The following is a 19,271-nucleotide window of genomic DNA, read 5'->3' on the forward strand; positions in this document are numbered from 1 at the left end:
ATCTATCCATGAAATATTTCTTTGCTTCCCGTACCAACAGGCTTTTGTCTTCACCTCTGAGGGATATACGTGAGATGTCTGGCAAGGAGTATTTCATTTCTCTCGCTGAAGAATTGCCTGCAGAGGAACTGTTTCCTTTTAAACTATTGGAGGAAGCGGCGCTGTCCGTATTCAGTTCAGGCCCTTCTGCTTTGCAGTATGGTGAGCCCGGGGGATATGCCCCATTAAGGGAATGGTTGAATAACGATTGGAATAAGCGCAAGGGGATCCGGGCGGTCTCCAATCAGATTCTGCTGACCACAGGCACCCAACAAGCTATTGATCTTGTGATGCGTCTATTATTGGAGCCGGGAGACTCCGTACTTGTTGAACATCCGACTTCGCCTGGTTGTCTTGAAGTATTGGAAATGCAGGGGGCCACGATTGTACCCGTTTTGGGAGATCAGGATGGCATTTTGCCAGATTTATTGGAACAGCACATGCAGCAGGTGAGACCGAAGCTGCTTTTTGCTGCACCCAGCTTTTCTAATCCCACGGGAATCTTGTGGAGCATGGAACGGCGAGAAGCCGTGCTTGATCTGTGCTCGCGGTATGGTGTGCTGCTTGTTGAGGATGATTCCTATGGCGAGTTACACTTTGATGGCTTGGAACCCGCCGCCTTCTATCGCAAATATCCTTCACTCTTTGCATTGGATAACGCAGATCAGGGTGGACATGTCCTCTATATTGGCTCTTTCAGCAAAACGGTTGCTCCAGCACTCCGCACAGGGTGGGCAGCAGGCCATCCAGCACTGATTCAGGCGATGACCTCCGTCAAACGAATTGCAGACGGACAGTCCAGCCCAATGAACCAGCGGCTGTTATACCAGTTGCTTGCACAGTCTCCTTTTCGATGGAGTGATCATCTATCCATGCTGAACAGGGAATATAAAACAAGACTTAAATTGATGCTTGAATTATTGAAAAGACCAGGCTGGAAAGGATGCAGCTATAACATCCCTCAGGGTGGAATGTATCTATGGGTGCAGTTACCGGAAGGGCTCAACAGTGAGGCATTGCTTAAGGCAGCTTTATTGAAGGGTGTATCCTTTTTGCCTGGAACGTTATGCTCCACAGGTACGCTGGATCAACAGTACATTCGGTTAAACTTCAGCCGCCCAGGTCGCGATGAGCTGCTGCTTGGCATGAATCTGATTAGCGAAGCTATCTCGGAATTTACCGCTCGTACCTAAACAACCAGAAGGTAGGATACACAGTAATTCAAGTTTATTTTATAACCAAAGAGATTACGTTATTGCATCCACTAACATTTTTATATATAATATGAATTAATGAGTGATCGACTTCTTATACTAGGCAACAACGGTTGCGAGTTCAGGGCACGCACTCATACATTTTAATCATTGGGGGAAATTTTAATATGTCTAACGTTCTTTTTATTAAAGCTAATGACCGTCCTGCGGATCAAGCAGTTAGTGTTCAATTGTACGATGCATTCCTGAGCGCATACAAAGAGTCCCACCCAGGTGATACGATCACTGAGTTGGACCTCTACAATACGGATCTTCCATACTACGGCAACACTGTAATCACAGGTGGTTACAAAGCAGCTAACGGCATCGAAGCAACTCCGGAAGAGCAAAAAGCAGCAGCACTGGCTGCACAACTGCAGGATCAATTCCTGGCTGCTGATAAAGTGGTATTTGCATTCCCACTGTGGAACTTCACTGTTCCAGCACCACTGGTTAACTACATCTCTTACCTGAGCCAAGCAGGCAAAATGTTTAAATACACAGCTGAAGGTCCAGTAGGTCTGGTAGGCGACAAAAAAGTAGCATTGCTGAACGCACGTGGTAGCGTATATTCCGCAGAGCCTATGGCATCTGCTGAAATGTCCGTTCGTTATGTAACGAACGTACTTGGCTTCTGGGGCATTCAAAACCCTGAGGTTGTTGTTGTAGAAGGTCATAATGCAGCTCCGGATCGTTCCCAAGAGATCGTGGAAGCTGGTTTGAAATTGGCTAAAGAAGTAGCAGCAAGCTTCTAATTCATTTCAACATGATTTACGGAAAATGCCCGTCGTCTCCGGAAGGAGATAACGGGCATTTTTGTGTATTTTTTGGCGAGGGTGGACTTCCTAGCTATACTTTCACATGGGATGCAGGTAACTCAAACTACAAAAGGGTCTTTATCGTTCATCATATCTTTCAGTTCTTGATGGTGCCCAGATGATAACGTTCGGTGACCTCGGCAATCCGAGCAAGTTCTTCATCCGTCGAATCGAAGGATTCATCTGAGCCAACATAGAACGTGCCCTCTTGATCATGCTTAGTCCATACGTCCGTTTCCCCTGCCGTCAGATTTTGATCCTGAATCATAAGTTCATGTTCGGTTAATGCCTCCATACCTTTGATGGTGAGCATATACTTTCCGCGGGAAACACGTTCAAACCAGTTGTAATAGTTTTTTTGTAAAATAGCTGCCGCTGAGCCTACACCGGTTTGCCGTGCAAGAGCCGCTGGTGAAGATTCACCACTGGATCTTAGCGCAGCTGCGACACGCATAGCTTTTTCCCGATAGGCTGTCATCAGCTGTCGGCCTCTGCTTCCGCCTATGTTATAGTCTCCACTTCGTTCATCAAATTCCTTAAGCAGACGCTGGCGGCGTATACCGCTCTTCCGGGCTACCGGGATGGATCTGCCAATACCCGACACCACAGCGGGTTCACATAATACTTCAATCAGAGGTGCTTTGGTTTTGTAAAAGGTGACCGTCATTAACCCCAGGCCGAGCTGACTGCACAGTGCGGTCAGTTCCCCCCAGCGCTGATTAACGGCGCCGCGTTTACTCCGGTTTCGCTCTACTGCCAGATATACGAGCGGGCTGAGTTTAAGGCGCTGCATGCCTTGCAACAGCAAAGACAGGTTAAACGTTTTTTTCATCTCTACAATAAGTGGCTCAGTCTGATTCGCTCTGACCCCGACCAGGTCACAATGCTTCACCTCTGCCTTGACATCAAAGCCGCGCTGTTCAAAAAAAGTTTTGACAGGGGAATACAGTTCCGTTTCATACTGCACAGCCATACATTCTGCTCCTCTCCTGAAGTTGTCTACCCGTCTGCATTACGTTGTTCCAGTTTCCTTCAATAGAACCTACATTATAGCATATTCATGCTTTTTTTTCTGAGGTCACGAGATGTCTGATAGAACAGCACATGCGTAAAATTCAGGGGCGAGGTTTGAAAAAAAGAGGTCAACTTATCCAAGTTGCCGCATAGGTATGTAATACACTTTTCACATCCATACAAGACCATTGTAACAAAGGAAGCGGGACTAAGCCGGACCGCAGAAGGGTATTCAAGCAGGAGCTGCAATTCTATTGATTTCTTCATACCATTCGGAATGGTTGACAATCACACTAAAGGAGCCATGGGAGGTACCAAGCATGAATATTTTTGAACGCGTTGCGGAATATCGGGCAGAGAGTGACCGTTTGTCTTGGAACGGAACATTTGAAGATTATATTGCACTGCTGAGAGAGGACCCGACTCCGGCAATGACGGCTCACGCACGAGTGTATCAGATGATTGAATCGTTTGGGGTAGAAGAGGCCGGAGGACACAAGCGTTACAAATTTTTCGAGCAGGAGATTTTCGGATTGGACCGTTCCATTGAAAAACTGGTGGAGGAGTATTTTCATTCGGCTGCACGCCGTCTGGATGTACGTAAACGGATTTTGCTTCTGATGGGACCGGTCAGTGGGGGGAAATCCACGTTGGTGACCCTGCTAAAAAGGGGATTGGAGCAATTTTCGCGTACGGAAAAAGGGGCTGTTTACGCCATCGAGGGATGCCCGATGCATGAGGAACCGCTACATCTCATTCCGCTGGAGCTGCGGCCCGACGTAGAGAAAGAGATCGGAGTGCGCATTGAGGGCAATCTCTGCCCTTCCTGCCAGATGAGACTTCGCACCGAATTTGGTGGGGATATCAGCAAGGTTCCGGTGGAACGGGTCATCATCTCTGAAGATAACCGGGTAGGGATTGGTACATTCAGTCCGTCAGATCCGAAATCCCAGGATATTGCTGATCTTACAGGTAGCATTGACTTCTCTACGATTACCGAATTTGGATCAGAATCTGATCCGCGGGCGTATCGTTTTGACGGGGAACTGAATAAGGCTAACCGGGGTTTGATGGAGTTCCAGGAGATGCTGAAATGTGACGAGAAGTTTCTGTGGAACCTGTTATCCCTGACGCAGGAAGGCAATTTTAAGGCGGGACGCTTCGCACTGATCAGTGCAGATGAGATGATTGTGGCACATACGAACGAATCGGAGTATAAGTCTTTCATTTCAAACAAGAAAAACGAGGCTTTGCAGTCGCGGATGATTGTCATGCCGATTCCGTATAACCTGAAGGTGTCGGAAGAAGAGAAAATTTACGCCAAGCTGATTCAGCAAAGTGATATGAAACATGTGCACATTGCACCGCATGCGCTACGCACAGCGGCGATCTTTTCCATACTTACACGATTGAAGGAAACGAAAAAACAAGGCATGGATCTGGTGAAAAAAATGCGGATGTACGATGGCGAAGAGGTTGAAGGGTATAAAGAAGCCGATCTGCGAGAAATGCAAAATGAATATTTGGACGAGGGCATGTCCGGTATCGATCCACGGTACGTGATTAACCGGATATCCAGCGCTTTGATTAAGCAAAACCTTCAGTGCATTAACGCGCTGGATATCCTGCGTGCGATCAAGGATGGATTGGATCAACACGCCTCGATCACAAAGGAAGAACGCGAGCGGTATTTGAATTTTATTGCTCTGGCACGTAAAGAGTATGATGAACTTGCGAAGAAAGAAGTGCAGAAAGCTTTTGTTTATTCGTTCGAAGAGTCAGCCAAAACGTTGTTCGAAAATTATCTGGATAACATTGAAGCGTTCTGCAACTGGTCCAAAATACGTGATCCGCTGACAGATGAGGAGATGGACCCGGATGAGCGGCTCATGCGTTCCATTGAGGAGCAGATTGGGATCTCCGAAAATGCGAAGAAAGCGTTCAGGGAAGAGATTCTGATTCGGATCTCGGCATACTCCCGTAAAGAGCGCAAGTTTGAATACAGCAGTCATGATCGTCTGCGGGAAGCCATTGAGAAAAAGCTGTTCGCTGATCTCAAGGATATCGTCAAGATTACAACCTCGACGAAAACACCGGATGCCACACAATTGAAGCGCATGAATGAAGTCATTAAACGTCTTATCGAAGAACACGGATATACAGCTGCAAGTGCCAATGAATTGTTAAGATACGTAGGAAGTTTGCTTAACCGTTAACCTGCTGCACCATTCCGAATTAGGTCCTGAAGATTTGTTGTGAGGCTCCTTCACAACAGATTCAGGGCCTTTTTACATTAAAATAATCTAATAATGTACATATATATACAATTAATTATAATTAATCCCACATTAAATAGTTCTTAGGGTATATGTGTGTTTAGGTAGTTTAGTCTATAATCAATTAAAATTGTTTTAATTTTGATTGAAAAAGTTATTGAGGAGTTGATCCGATCGGATATGAGCAGCATTTCGGCTGAAAGGCAAAAACAACTGGATTATGTGGGGTTAACTGCACAGGATTTAAAACTACTTGCTGATCATCGACCTGTCTTCGAAAAAGTTGTTGAAGAAGTGGTGGATCACTTCTACAAGCATGTTGGGAAGTATCCTGAATTAATAGAACTAATCGCACGGTTTTCTAATATTGAACGCTTGAAGGAAACACAGCGGATGTATTGGTTATCCATGACAGACGGGATCGTGGATGATGCATATATTGAACAACGAATCACCATTGGATTAGTACATTCGCGCATTGGACTGACCACCAACTATTATCTTGGTGCTTACATGGCATATCTGGATATCGCTACCACTATATTTAAGCAGCTTATCCCGGATTCGTGGCACTACGTCATACATGCACTAAGCAAAATGTTCAATCTGGATTCTCAGCTTGTTCTGGAAGCCTATGAAAAAAAAGAAAAAGAGCAGCTTCACCAACTCACTGCAGATCAGGATGGTACATTACAAGCGATCACACAGATTACACAGGAGCTTACCGGTATGATTACGGAGTTAAATGAAAATGCACTATCCATTTCCGCTGTAGCGAAGGAAACGGTGGTTTCCCAGGATCAGGCGCATGTACTCCTTGAAGAGTTAACTGGAGGAATGCAGCAGATCGAAAAAATGGGTGAGCTGATTCGTGAAATTTCGGATCAAAGTCACCTTGTTGGCTTAAACGCTGCAATTGAAGCGGCACATGCGGGAGAGTTCGGACGTGGATTTGAAGTGGTTGCAAGCGAAGTACGTAAGCTGGCGGCGAGCTCCAGAGACGCGCAAAGCAAAATTCAATCCAATCTGAATCAGATCATGGAAATCCTAAAAAGAGTGCAGCAGGAGTCGGACCGTACGTCGAGCGGGGCACGAAGTCAGGCATCACGTTCATCGGAGCTTGCCGTTTTTGCGACAGCGATGGAGAAGCTTGCAACGGATTTGAGGAAACTGTAGCATTCATGATAACCTCGAGTACGCTCTGAACTTCCGTACCGTTTCCGGCTGTAATAAGCTATAATGGGTAGACAAACCTGCTGTTGTTATAGAAATATAGCTGGAGACAGGCGATTTAAAAAGAGGTCGAGGTGATGAGATGGCTTCTATCCATGATGTAGCCAAAGAAGCGGGAGTATCTGTTGCAACCGTTTCCAAAGTATTGAACGACTATCCGGATGTTAGTGAAAAAACACGCAAAAAAGTGAATATAGCTATCGAACTATTAAAATATCAACCTAATGTGGTTGCTCGTGGACTGGTTAAACGTCGTTCATGGACAGTAGGGGTATTGCTTACGGTTCCGTTTACGAACCCGTTTGTGTCCGAGTTACTTGAAGGTATCAAAACAGCCTTGGAAAATAGCGGTTATGATCTTGTTCGATTATCAACACGATTTGATGACCCTACATATTCTTTCATCAAGCACTGCCGTAGCCGAAATGTGGATGGCGTTGTCGTTTTCGGGGAAGGCCGGGAAAATAAAAGCATTCAGGAACTAGTCTCAGCAGAGATTCCAACGATGTTTATTGATACCGATCTGTTTGGCAAACGTGCAGGTTACATTACGACAGACAATGTAAATGGTGTTGCTATGGCAGTGAAGCATCTGCATGAGCTTGGGCATCGCAAGATTGCCTACATTTCAGGTACACTTGGACCTGCTGTAGCTAACCTTCGTTTAGATGGATACAAGGAAGGGCTTCGTTTATGCGGCATTCCTTATGCAACGATCTATCTGGAAGTCTGTGACTACTCATTTGATGGCGGTGCCAAGGCAGCTCGGCGTTTGCTAGCTCTTAGGGAACAACCTACAGGGATCATCTGTGCCTCGGATATGTCTGCATTTGGCGCGATCCATGAGATTGAGAAACATGGTTTCAGTGTGCCAGAGGATATCTCAGTGGTCGGATTCGACAATACGTATTATGCTGAGGTGTTTAAGCCGGGACTAACAACGGTGAATCAGAATATCTACACCATAGGTATTCGAGCGATTGAATATCTGATTGCGATGATTGAAAATCCAACCTATACACCTCCTGTCGTGACTGAGCCATCGAATTTAATTGTTCGACAGACGACAGCTCCAGTAAATGAAACGTATCCAGAGCTACCTGCACAGCCATAGGCTGTGCTTTTTTTGTTACCGAATAATACGTTACTTTTGCAGAGCGAACGGCATAAGCAGCGCTCATAAGTATAAAAAGAGGGGGGTGGACACTAAATTTCCATATTTACAGTAAAAGGTATCATGACATAAATTTGATAATGTAACCGCTTACTTAAAAGTAAAGCAGGTACCCCTGGGCGCAATCAGGCTCACTTGAGGAGGTTAAGGACCGTGCATTGAATGTTCCTGATCCCATCCGTGCAACATGAATTGTTGCCAGTTAACAGACCAGCAGAGGATATCCATGCATGCAGAAGTGTGTTTGTGAAATGCCCGATGTTTGACCGCGTTACAGGATGGATGACGAATTTCACAAGGAGGAGTTTACGTGCGGGGAAAATGGTTGAGGTTATGCTTGGCAGCAGTTTTAATCTTTAGTTTGCTGCCAGGGATCGGAGCAGGAGAACAGAAGGCAAGTGCAGCGAATGCAGGTGACATTTTGTTGTCTCATTCGTTTGAGGATGGAACAACTCAAGGCTGGACAGCCCGGGGCGGAGTGACGGTTGGGGTGACTGGGGATCAGGCATACCAAGGTACACATTCCCTGAAAACAACGGGACGTACGGAAGCCTGGAATGGGCCTTCACTGTCATTGTCTGATGTGGTAAACAAGAATGCTGTCGTTGAAATTTCTGGTTATGTCAAACTGGTTGCTGGTTCAGCACCGGCTAATCTGAAATTCACCGTGGAACGCCTCGATGGCAACGGGGATACGCAGTACGATCAGGTTAACGCAGCCGAGCAAGTAACCGATCAGAAATGGGTGAAGCTGCAAGGGCAATATAGTTATGAGCAAGGCAGTGGCCTGCAACTGTATCTGGAGAGCACGGATGCAACAGCGGCTTATTTGTTAGACGAATTCCAGATTCGTCTTGTTAAACCTGCTTCAGAGAATCCGGGTGAGCCGGGAGAACCTGGAGAACCGGGCAAAGCTTTGTTTAACGCTAATTTTGAAGATGGGAATATCGGAAAATGGAAGCCTCGTGGTACTGAAAAGCTGGAGGTAGTCAGCGGCATCGGACACAATAGTAACCATAGTTTGAAAACTTCCTCCCGAACGGAAACTTATCATGGACCATTGGTAGAGGTACTGCCTTACTTACAAAAGGGAAGTACAGTTCATGTCTCCTTCTGGGCGATGTATGATGAAGGGCCGGCAACACAGGTGATCAATGGCTCATTGGAGAAGGAATTTAACGGTGACGCAACTAAGCTGGAATATGCAACCTTTGCTTCCACTACGCTGAATAAAGGCGAGTGGAAGAAGATCGAAGCAGATGTCATCGTGCCGGCAGAGAGCACGGGTGTAAGCGGATTGCGGATGTATGCCGAGACACCGTGGAAGCAGTCTTCTGAAGTGACAGAGACAGACACGATTCCGTTCTACATTGATGATGTTCAGATTACAGCGACGGAAGCGATCGCAATTGAGAAGGATATCCCGGATTTGGCCAAAACGCTGGGGACATCTTATGCTCTTGGCGCAGCGATTGACCAAACGGCTCTAGATCCACAAGATCCGCACTCGGATCTGCTTAAGAAACATTTTAAAAGTATTACTGCAGGCAACTTCATGAAAATGGATGCCATGCAGCCGACAGAAGGCAACTTTGTCTGGTCTGAGGCAGACCGGCTGGTTAACTTTGCTGCAGCGAACAATATGGAGGTCAGAGGTCATACGTTGCTCTGGCACAGTCAAGTGCCGGATTGGTTCTTTACCGATCCAAATGATCCATCCAAGCCAGCCACACGTGAGCAACTTCTGAAACGTATGAAAACACATATTCAAACGATTGTGAGCCGTTACAAGGGCAAAGTGCATACCTGGGATGTTGTCAATGAAGTCATCTCGGATGGCGGCGGTCTGCGTGATCAGGCCAGCAATTCGAAATGGCGGGATATCATTGGCGATGTAGACGGCGACGGAGATGACAGTGACTACATTGAACTGGCTTTCCGTTATGCGCGGGAGGCTGATCCTGATGCGGTACTGGTAATCAATGATTACGGTATTGAAGGCAGCGTCAGCAAAATGAACGATATGGTCAAACTTGTAGAGAAACTGCTGGCTAAAGGTACACCGATTGATGCCATCGGTTTTCAAATGCATGTGTCCATGTATGGACCGGATATAAAACAAATTCGTGAAGCATTCAACCGGGCGGTTGCTCTGGGGGTTCACATTCAAGTAACAGAGCTGGATATGTCGATCTATTCAGGGAACTCGGAGCAGGAGAAACCTGTAACGGATGAGATGATGCTGGAGCAGGCTTATCGATACCGCGCGTTGTTTGACCTGTTCAAAGAGTTTGACGATCGTGGTGTCATGGACAGTGTGACGTTATGGGGACTTGCAGACGACGGTACATGGCTGGATGATTTCCCTGTCAAAGGCAGAAAGGATGCACCACTCCTGTTTGACCGCAAACTGAAAGCCAAACCGGCATACTGGGCGTTAGTTGATCCGGCGTCCTTGCCTGTATATCGAAATGAATGGACAGCCGCACAATCCAAAGTATCCTTGCCAGACCGTAAAGGGCAGGAGGATATTCTCTGGGGAGCTGTTCAGGCTAAGCCGGTTTCACATGTCATCGAAGGCGCAGCAGGTACTACAGGTCAAGTGAAGACATTATGGGATGGGAAAAAACTGAACCTGCGTATTGAAGTTAAAGACGCCACACGTCAGAAAGGCGACCAGGTAGAAGTGTTTGTCAGCCCGGAAGATTTGGCAACGAGCAAGAAAAGTACGACACCGAAAGATGGGCAATACATTTTCAATCGGGATGGCGGCAAAGGCAAAGATCAGAAGCTGTACGAAGTGAAGGAGAATAAATCGGGATATATTGTCTATGCATCACTACCGTTCTCCGCAGCTGATCTAGCCGAAGGCAAACTATTATCTCTGGATTTCCGTATCACGGATAAACAGCCTGACGGTAAAACGTCCATTATTGTCTGGAACGATACGAATAATCAGCAACCACAGAAAAAGGAAAGTCGGGGCAAGCTTAAGCTGGGACCGGCATTGAAACAAGTCAAAGTTACGTATGGCACTCCTATTGTAGATGGTAAGGAAGATAAGGTATGGAAAAAAGCAGTGACCATCACAACGGATGTTAAGGTTGCCGGAAATGCCGGTGCCAAGGCAAAGGCAAAATTGCTGTGGGATGAAAAATATCTCTACGTGCTCGCTGATGTCAAAGATCCTTTACTCAGCAAAAAAAGCGCGAATGCACATGAGCAGGACTCCATTGAGTTATTCATTGATCTGAATAAAAATCAAACGAGTAGTTATGAGGACGATGATGCTCAGTATCGAGTTAACTTCGATAACGAAACTTCGTTTGGAGGCAACGCCCGTAAAGAGTTGTTCAAATCAAGTACACGTCTGACGAAAGATGGATACGTGGTGGAGGCAGCCATTCCACTGGAAAATGTTAGCTCCAAGCAAAGCAAATGGATTGGTTTCGATCTTCAGGTGAATGATGACGGTGCAGGGGATGGCAAACGTAGCAGTGTTTTCATGTGGAGCGATCCTTCAGGCAATTCGTACCGCGATACGTCTGGATTCGGTAGTCTGCTATTGGTGAAGAAGTAGAACTACTGAATACGCTTTAGATCAGGATGTTTAATGAAGTGAAACTATTGAGTGACTAGGGTGAAATACGCTGTGCTTCTGGAAATAAGTGTTGATTTTCAGAGCTAGGACGTTTAGACTATAAACATTCATCATTAGCGGGTTTCATTGTGTGCCAATCGGTTTATGACTAAGTCGCTAGTCGCAAAGTCAAATGCTAAGGAGGGAGTGCCTGTCATCCAGGCAGCGCACTCGCTTCTTTTTTACATTTAACATACATATGAGCATTACCCTGCTGAAAGGACAGAGTGAGTGGAGCACATACATGGCACGTACAATCTACAACTTGTTATTTTATCCTATTTCATCGCGTCGTTAGCCTCTTATGCAGCACTTGATCTTGCAGGCCGTGTATCTTTGACGAGTGGAAGGGCGCGTCACTTATGGGTTGCTTGCGGGGCAATCTCTATGGGACTGGGTATCTGGTCGATGCACTTTGTTGGCATGATCGCTTTTGTGCTGCCTATGCACGTCTCCTATTCCATGGATAAGGTGATCTTGTCCGTATTGTTAGCTATTATCGCGTCGGGGGTAGCATTGGAATTTGCAGGTCGCCCGTCCAACCGAATTGGTAAACTTGTTTTTGCCGGATTGTTGCTGACTGCAGGTATCACCTCTATGCATTATGTGGGCATGGCAGCGATGTCGATTCCGATTACCTACGAGCCGGCCCTTGTAACGTTATCCGTTCTAATCGCAGCACTTGCTTCCTATGCAGCGCTGTGGTTGATGTTTTTTTTCAATCGTCCGGAATCTAAACATCATTGGATCTACAAAATAGGAAGTGGACTCATTATGGGGTTGGCCATTACAGGCATGCATTACACCGGAATGGCAGCAGCTCATTTTCATCAAGTTCAAGTCATTCCTGAAAGTCTCAGCAGACAGCTGGAGTCAGAGGTTATTGCGTACCTTATTACAGCGGGAACGATTGTGGCCATTGGTCTCACGTTATTCGGTAATTTTATCAATCAACGGATGATTCAGAAAGATCAACGTATTCGTGAAAATGAACAGTGGTATCATGCCCTGTACCATAATCATTCGGATGCCATCGTTTCCGTAGATCGCGAAGGGATCATTAAAGGCATTAACGCTGTAGTCACTACAATTACTGGATATCCTGAGAAGAGGGTGATTGACCGCCCGATTAACCAGATTATTGAGCAGATCAGTGTACAGTGTTCTAGTAAGGATAACGTTCACAAGTGGGACAACCAGGAATTGCAACAGCGGCATTACATGGCGAAAATGAGAAATACACAAGATGAACTCCTTGATCTAAGTATTGCGGTCATTCCGGTCATCATTGATGACACCCATGTCGGGAGCCATATCTTGATTAAAGATGTTACAGAAGAGACCCAGGCACAGCAAAATATTCGACATCAGGCTCTGCATGATCCACTTACAGGGTTGCCTAACCGACGCAAACTGGATGAAGTGCTGGCTTCTACGATACATGTCTGTGAACAGAAACAGAATAAGTTTGCTGTCATGGTCATGGACATTGACCGGTTTAAGATGATTAATGACTCTCTGGGACATTCCATCGGGGATGTGTTTCTGAAAGAAGTGAGTAACCGGATTGTAACCGTAATCGAAGCTTCTCACCCTCAGGCAACCTCTAATGTTACGCTAGCCAGAATGGGCGGGGATGAGTTTACCATGGTAGTCACAGGAGAACAAGCGGATGAGAAACAAGTGGTTCGACTTGCAGAAAAAATTGTGGAAGCGATTAAGCAACCTTATCGTTTAAAGGAAAATGATTTTTACGTTACAGCCAGTATCGGTATTTCCATGTACCCTGAACATGGGGTTGGAACGGATGCTTTGATTAAACATGCCGACTCCGCCATGTATGAGGTGAAGAAAAATGGCAAGAATGGTTACCAGTTCTATACGGCTCAGCTCGACTCTGAACTTTATGAACGGATTGAGCTCGAAGGTTATCTAAGGAAAGCACTGGAGCGTAATGAGATGGTGCTGTACTATCAGCCGCAGATTCGTACGCTGGACAGCCAAATGATCGGGGTAGAAGCTTTGATTCGCTGGCAACACCCGCTTAAAGGGTTGCTTGCCCCCGATGTATTTATCCCGCTGGCCGAGGAGACCGGCATGATCTACGATATTGGTAACTGGACGATTCGTGAAGCCTGTAGACAGATGAAGCTGTGGCACGCTAGTGGCGGGCCGCTTATTCCGGTGTCTGTGAACTTGTCCAGCCAGCAATTTCACCAGTCCAACCTGGTGGAGCAGGTACAGAATGCTTTAACTGAGACAGGGCTGGAAGCCAAATATCTGGAACTGGAAATCACAGAGAGCATGATGATGGATGCAGCGGTATCCACGGCAATTCTAAACGAGCTCTCCGCTCTAGGTGTGAAGATCAGTCTGGACGACTTCGGCACGGGATATAGCTCACTGAGTTATCTGAAGCATTTCCCGATCCACAAACTCAAGATCGACCGTTCGTTTGTCACGGATATCACCGAAAGCCACAGTGATCAGGCAATCGTAGCCACAATTATCTCGATGGCTCAGAATCTCAAGATGGAAGTGATTGCAGAAGGGATTGAGACCAAAGGCCAACTCGATATTTTGATGCAAAATGACTGTCGGGAGATCCAGGGTTACTATTTCAGCAGGCCTTTACCAGCCAATGAAGTGGAAAACAATTTCTTTGTACCCTTGCGTTTGCTGGGAGAACGTAACACGGTGTTTCATTCGGTATAACAGGCCAAGCGGCAAGTTCTCGATCTGTATCGGGAACTTGCCGCTTTTCTGTTCTAAGATACAAATGAGAAATGATTAAATACAGGAATATCACAGTGGGTGACTAAGTTCTTACTTGGTTATATGCTATAATCAGATTAAACATTTCATCAGAAGATGTTGTGATTTCATCAAAGGAGGTTGCAAGGGATGAACTTTAGTCTGAAAGCTCCTGATGGCACCGTCATTGAATCCTATGAGAAAGATCATAAGGAATTTATTCGTATTGCAGGCTTGGAATATGAAGTGTATAACCCGGTGGATGATTTGGATTCCGATCCGGAAATAAGACAAATGATTGAAGCATCCGAGAAAGACATCGAGCAAGGCAAGCTGTATTCAACAGATGACCTGATTGAACTGGTGAAGCGTGGTGAGCTGTAATTGATGGTTCAATGGACCGCAACGGCGATGAATCGACTTCGTCAGATCAAGAGTGAACATTTTACAGATCAAGAAACGATGGAGTATAAGGTTAATTTGATTCGTAGAGTGGAACAAAAGGTGGTTACCATGGGTACATTAATGCCATCCCGTGAGTACCACAATACATATTATTGTATCGTGGATCGTTACGTTGTATCTTACAAAGTAATGGAAAGCGGGGAAAGCTATGTAATTACGTCTTTTAAGCATAGTGCGATGAATCGCAAATATAGATTCTAGTCTTCGGAAAATCATGTATAAACGGCCAAGAGGCAAGTTCCTGAGTAGTATCTGGAACTTGCCTCTTTTTTGTTTTTCATGATATATCCGAACTTCGTCACTCCCGCCTATAAAAACTTGCGATGGTGCTTTTTGCCGTCATAGGTGAACCAGATCGGTTTATCTTCCACACGGGTCTCCACATGCACCGTACGTCCCCAGAGACGGTACAGATACGGGAGCGTGCGCTCCATGTATTTCAGATCCAGCTCGATCCCCTCATACTGATGTTTCAATACGAGTTCGCCGGTACGCAGATAGTCTGCGTCCTGTACGACCAGATAGGGAGAGCCGCCGTTAATACGGGAAAATACAAGCTGGTCGCGGATGTTTTCCCAAGACTTGTCGGTGATTTTCCAGTCTGGACCTTTTTTCTCAAACACATAGAGGTCGAGATCTTCGGTTAACTTTTTGGTCATGTAGTTACGGATAAAGGAAGTATCTGAATCGAACTCGCGTACCTCGAACATTTTGGCTCGGCCTTGGCCTGGCTGGCGCCCCCATCGTTCCTGTTCCTCTCGCGTGGGGTGATCCCAGCGGCGTTCGATATCCTCAAAGATCTTCAGTCCCAGGTAATAAGGGTTCAAACTTTGCTTGGACGGCTGCACAACAGAAGAATTCAGCTTGGCAAATTCGATGGTATCCTCACTGCTCAGATCAAGTTCGCGTATAATACGTTGATGCCAATACGAAGCCCAGCCTTCGTTCATGATTTTCGTTTCCATCTGTGGCCAGAAATAGAGCATTTCCTCACGCATCATACTCATAATATCCCGCTGCCAATCGGTGAGCACCTCGGAGAACTCTTGAATAAACCACATAATATCTTTCTCCGGTTCAGGTGGAAAATGGTGCACCTGCAAACTGTCCGTGGACTTTTCCTCGGTTTGCAGATTGTCGAGCGACCACAGATCGTCATATTGACCTTCCGGTTTAGGGGCTTTATCACCACGCTGTTCGCGGATTTTCATCTCCATGTAACGTTGTTTGTCTAGGTGCCTCGGCTTGATGAGCTGTGGGTCCACATGCTCCTGAATAGCGATCACTGCATCGATGAAGGATTCAACGGCTTCTGTGCCATATTCCATCTCATAATTGCTGATCCGATCTGCCGTAGCTGCCATACTCTCGACCATGTTGCGGTTGGACTTGGAGAAGCGGGCATTGTTTTTGAAAAAGTCGCAGTGTGCGAGCACGTGGGCGACGATTAATTTGTTCTGAATCAGAGAGTTGCCATCCAGCAGGAAGGCGTAACAAGGGTTGGAATTGATGACGAGTTCATAAATTTTGCTCAGGCCAAAATCATATTGCATTTTCATCTTGTGAAACGTTTTGCCAAAGCTCCAGTGGCTGAACCTCGTTGGCATGCCGTAAGCACCAAAGGTGTAGATGATATCCGACGGGCAGATCTCGTAGCGCATCGGGTAATAGTCGAGGCCGAATCCATCGGCAATCTCCATAATTTCAGCAATCGCGTATTCAAGTTCGCGGATTTCATCGGTCATCCCAGGCTGCCTCCTTCTCTTTTTTGAAAAAAGCTGCGGAGCGCTTTGTACACTTCGCCTTTTTCCTTGATGACGTAATACATAAACTGATCCATCTTAATATGGCGGTAAGCAGACATGAGTGTACTGCTTCGATTGTATTGATTCACTTCACCATAACCAAACATGTTGCTGCGCTTCATTAATTCGCCGATCAACTTCACACACCGCTCATTATCCGAGGTCAGATTATCGCCGTCTGAGAAGTGGAACGGGTAGATGTTATAACTCGAAGGCGGGTAACGTTTATCAATGATATCTAGTGCCTTCATATATACAGATGAACAGATCGTACCGCCGCTTTCGCCACGAGTGAAAAATTCCTCTTCCGTCACTTCTTTGGCTTCCGTATGGTGAGCCAGAAACACAATTTCGACTTTCTCATACTGACGACGAAGAAAACGGGTCATCCAGAAGAAAAAACTACGGGCACAGTATTTCTCAAATGATCCCATCGACCCGGATGTATCCATCATCGCGATAATGACCGCATTGGACTGTGGAATGATTTTGTCTTCCCACGTCTTGTAACGGAGATCATCCGGACTGATGTGATGAATGCCCGGATTGCCCGTTGTTGCATTGCGGCGCAGATTTTCCAATATCGTACGTTTCTTGTCAATGTTGGACTGCATGCCTTTTTTGCGAATATCGTTGAAGACCACGGTATGTGTCTCGATTAAATCTTTATCCTTTTGTTTCAGATCCGGCAATTCCAGTTCGGCAAAAAGGATATCTTCCAATTCCTCGATGCTGACCTCGGCTTCCACAATGTCATGACCTGGTTGATCGCCAGCTTTTTCGCCTTTGCCTGGCTTCTGGGACGCAGGATCACGGCCGATGACATCACCCACCTGGCTATCGCCGTCCCCTTGGCCGACATGTTTTTGCTTCTGATAGTTATACACAAAACGGTACTCATCCAGACTACGGATGGGTACCTTGATGATTTGTTGTCCATCGGACATGATGATATTTTCTTCAGTAATCAGATCGGGCAGATTTTGCTTAATGACATCTTTCACCTTTTGCTGATGGCGCTGCTGGTCTTGGTACCCTTTGCGGTGAAGCGACCAATCTTCCCGGGATACGACGAAAGAGTAAGGCTGGTGTGAATTTGACATGTAGGCACCCCCCATTGATTACGCGGCACAGTTTGGCCTGTCGGTAATTAAGTATATTCACGGGCGGGGATGATATGTGATGCGATCTCAACTAAAATGAATGAATTGCGCCGAATTCGTTTTACAATAGGTTGAAGCGAGGTATATGTTTAAATTTTACAAAAACCATGATCATATGTGATATCTTTCCTTTACAATAGAGAAAAAGGTCTGATTCTAAGCATCGAACCCTGATGCATGTAAAGGAAGGATTACGTGTGGATAAACGTGCAGTAAAAGCGTGGATTATGTATGACTGGGCCAATTCGGCTTATGCAACAACCGTACTGGCGGCGGTGCTGCCTGTATTCTATGCTTCTGTGGCTGCGGCGACACTTGACAAAGATACTGCGGCTTCTTACCTTGCTTATACACATTCGATTGGAATGTTATGTGTGGCGCTGTTAACCCCGCTGCTGGGAACACTGGCTGATCTATCGGGACGAAAAGGAGATTTCCTGCGTGTATTTGCGATAACCGGAATTGTGGCGACGCTCGGCTTCAGTGCAGTTGGGGAAGGAGACTGGTTGCTTGCGTCTGCTCTTCTGGTTTTATCCACGATTGGATTTGCGGGCGGGAATACGTTCTATGATGCGATGCTACCGGATTTAGTTCCTGCAGAACGAAGAGATATGGTGTCCTCCAAAGGTTACGCCTATGGTTATATTGGCGGAGGACTCCTTCTTGCAATCAATCTGTTAATGATTCAGCAGCCGGGCTGGTTCGGAATGCCCAGTACACTTGCCGGCACGCGGCTTGCATTCATTTCAGTTTCGCTGTGGTGGCTACTGTTCTCCCTTCCGATCTTCCGCTATGCACCTAGAAGACCAGCCTCGCCTGAGTTGCCTGCATCCGTAACAGGTTACGCAAAGGTTGGCATACGCAGATTACGGCAAACCTTTGGTCAGATCCGGCGTTTTCCACAGTTGCTTCGGATGTTGGTCGCATTCTGGTTTTTCAATGACGGGATTAATACCATTATTCTGATGGCCACAATCTATGGGACAAGCATTGGCATTGGCACATCGGATTTGATGTTGGCGCTGCTAATTACGCAATTCATCGGGTTTCCTTGTACACTGCTTCTGGGTGCTTGGGCGCAGCGGTGGGGAGCAAAGCAGGTGTTATTGGTAAGTTTGAGTGTTTATATTTGTATCGTTATACTTGGCTACTTTATGACCCAAGCTCTTCACTTTTATGTGCTCGCAGGGTTGGTTGGCGTTGTGCAGGGCATTAGTCAATCGACGGCGCGTTCCCTGTTTAGCAATCTGATGCCGGCTGGACGAACGGGGGAGTACTTTGGATTTGTTAACATTACAGGGAAGTTCGCATCGATCTTTGGCCCATTTGTATTTGGTTACGTGGGACAGATTACAGGTTCTACCCGCTGGGGGATTCTGTCGCTGATCTTCTTTTTTGTAGCAGGCATTGCGGTATTGTTGACGGTACAGGTGCAGAAAGGTATGCAGGATGCCCGGTCAGCCGACCAGGAAGAACTGGAACGTATTCAAAGCATGGGTATGAGGGGAAAAGGGAACGGAGTTACTTTTACCGGATAAGTTCACTTTAGTTAGATTTGGTTCGGTTAGCTTAGGTCAGTTTGGTTTAGATAAGATTGATATGGTCATTGTGTCGTATCGGTTATTGATTATCGCGGT

The 19,271-nt window shown here is 46.2% G+C and carries 13 protein-coding genes; 10 read left to right on the forward strand and 3 right to left on the reverse strand.

Annotation, left to right across the window (positions count from 1 at the left end; translation table 11 throughout):
* Positions 1–8 precede the first annotated feature (8 nt).
* A complete protein-coding gene (locus tag AC1VYS_RS09295) occupies positions 9–1,232 on the forward strand; it encodes an aminotransferase-like domain-containing protein (protein WP_482914000.1) in 1,224 nt (407 codons plus the stop codon).
* A 188-nt stretch (positions 1,233–1,420) separates the two neighbouring features.
* On the forward strand, positions 1,421–2,047 hold the full coding sequence (locus AC1VYS_RS09300; RefSeq protein WP_441925757.1) for an FMN-dependent NADH-azoreductase: 627 nt from the start codon (positions 1,421–1,423) through the stop codon (positions 2,045–2,047).
* 160 nt (positions 2,048–2,207) lie between these two features.
* Here AC1VYS_RS09300 and AC1VYS_RS09305 read toward each other — a convergent pair whose 3' ends face one another.
* The gene (locus AC1VYS_RS09305; RefSeq protein ID WP_482914001.1) at positions 2,208–3,083 is read right to left on the reverse strand and encodes a DUF2161 domain-containing phosphodiesterase; all 876 of its coding nucleotides are present in this window, start codon (positions 3,081–3,083) and stop codon (positions 2,208–2,210) included.
* A 361-nt stretch (positions 3,084–3,444) separates the two neighbouring features.
* On the opposite strand from AC1VYS_RS09305, the gene AC1VYS_RS09310 reads away from it, so the two are divergent.
* From AC1VYS_RS09310 to AC1VYS_RS09340, 7 genes are all read left to right on the forward strand, one after another.
* Complete coding sequence (locus AC1VYS_RS09310; protein ID WP_482914002.1) at positions 3,445–5,340, forward strand: PrkA family serine protein kinase; 1,896 nt, start codon at positions 3,445–3,447, stop codon at positions 5,338–5,340.
* 240 nt (positions 5,341–5,580) lie between these two features.
* Positions 5,581–6,576, forward strand: coding sequence for a protoglobin domain-containing protein (locus tag AC1VYS_RS09315; RefSeq protein ID WP_482914003.1), 996 nt, complete (start codon positions 5,581–5,583; stop codon positions 6,574–6,576).
* 139 nt (positions 6,577–6,715) lie between these two features.
* Positions 6,716–7,747 (forward strand): LacI family DNA-binding transcriptional regulator, encoded by a 1,032-nt coding sequence (locus tag AC1VYS_RS09320; RefSeq protein WP_482914004.1) that lies wholly within the window; start codon positions 6,716–6,718, stop codon positions 7,745–7,747.
* Positions 7,748–8,117: 370 nt separating this feature from the next.
* Positions 8,118–11,387, forward strand: a complete 3,270-nt coding sequence (locus AC1VYS_RS09325) for an endo-1,4-beta-xylanase (protein ID WP_482934506.1) — start codon at positions 8,118–8,120, stop codon at positions 11,385–11,387.
* Positions 11,388–11,678: 291 nt separating this feature from the next.
* A complete protein-coding gene (locus AC1VYS_RS09330) occupies positions 11,679–14,162 on the forward strand; it encodes a putative bifunctional diguanylate cyclase/phosphodiesterase (RefSeq protein WP_482914006.1) in 2,484 nt (827 codons plus the stop codon).
* Positions 14,163–14,351: 189 nt separating this feature from the next.
* Positions 14,352–14,585 (forward strand): hypothetical protein, encoded by a 234-nt coding sequence (locus AC1VYS_RS09335; protein WP_482914007.1) that lies wholly within the window; start codon positions 14,352–14,354, stop codon positions 14,583–14,585.
* Between the two features lie 3 nt (positions 14,586–14,588).
* Entirely contained in the window at positions 14,589–14,867 is a 279-nt protein-coding gene (locus tag AC1VYS_RS09340; protein WP_482914008.1) for a hypothetical protein, read from the forward strand.
* A 107-nt stretch (positions 14,868–14,974) separates the two neighbouring features.
* On the opposite strand, the gene AC1VYS_RS09345 is transcribed toward AC1VYS_RS09340, so the two are convergent.
* The gene (locus AC1VYS_RS09345) at positions 14,975–16,411 is read right to left on the reverse strand and encodes a SpoVR family protein (RefSeq protein WP_090919979.1); all 1,437 of its coding nucleotides are present in this window, start codon (positions 16,409–16,411) and stop codon (positions 14,975–14,977) included.
* Complete coding sequence (yhbH, locus tag AC1VYS_RS09350; RefSeq protein ID WP_123065012.1) at positions 16,408–17,574, reverse strand: sporulation protein YhbH; 1,167 nt, start codon at positions 17,572–17,574, stop codon at positions 16,408–16,410. Before yhbH ends, AC1VYS_RS09345 begins: the two co-directional genes overlap by 4 nt.
* A 233-nt stretch (positions 17,575–17,807) precedes the next feature.
* On the opposite strand from yhbH, the gene AC1VYS_RS09355 reads away from it, so the two are divergent.
* Positions 17,808–19,172, forward strand: coding sequence for an MFS transporter (locus tag AC1VYS_RS09355; protein WP_482934507.1), 1,365 nt, complete (start codon positions 17,808–17,810; stop codon positions 19,170–19,172).
* The last annotated feature ends 99 nt before the right edge of the window (positions 19,173–19,271 follow it).

The sequence above is a fragment of the Paenibacillus sp. G34 genome (genome assembly GCF_056856875.1).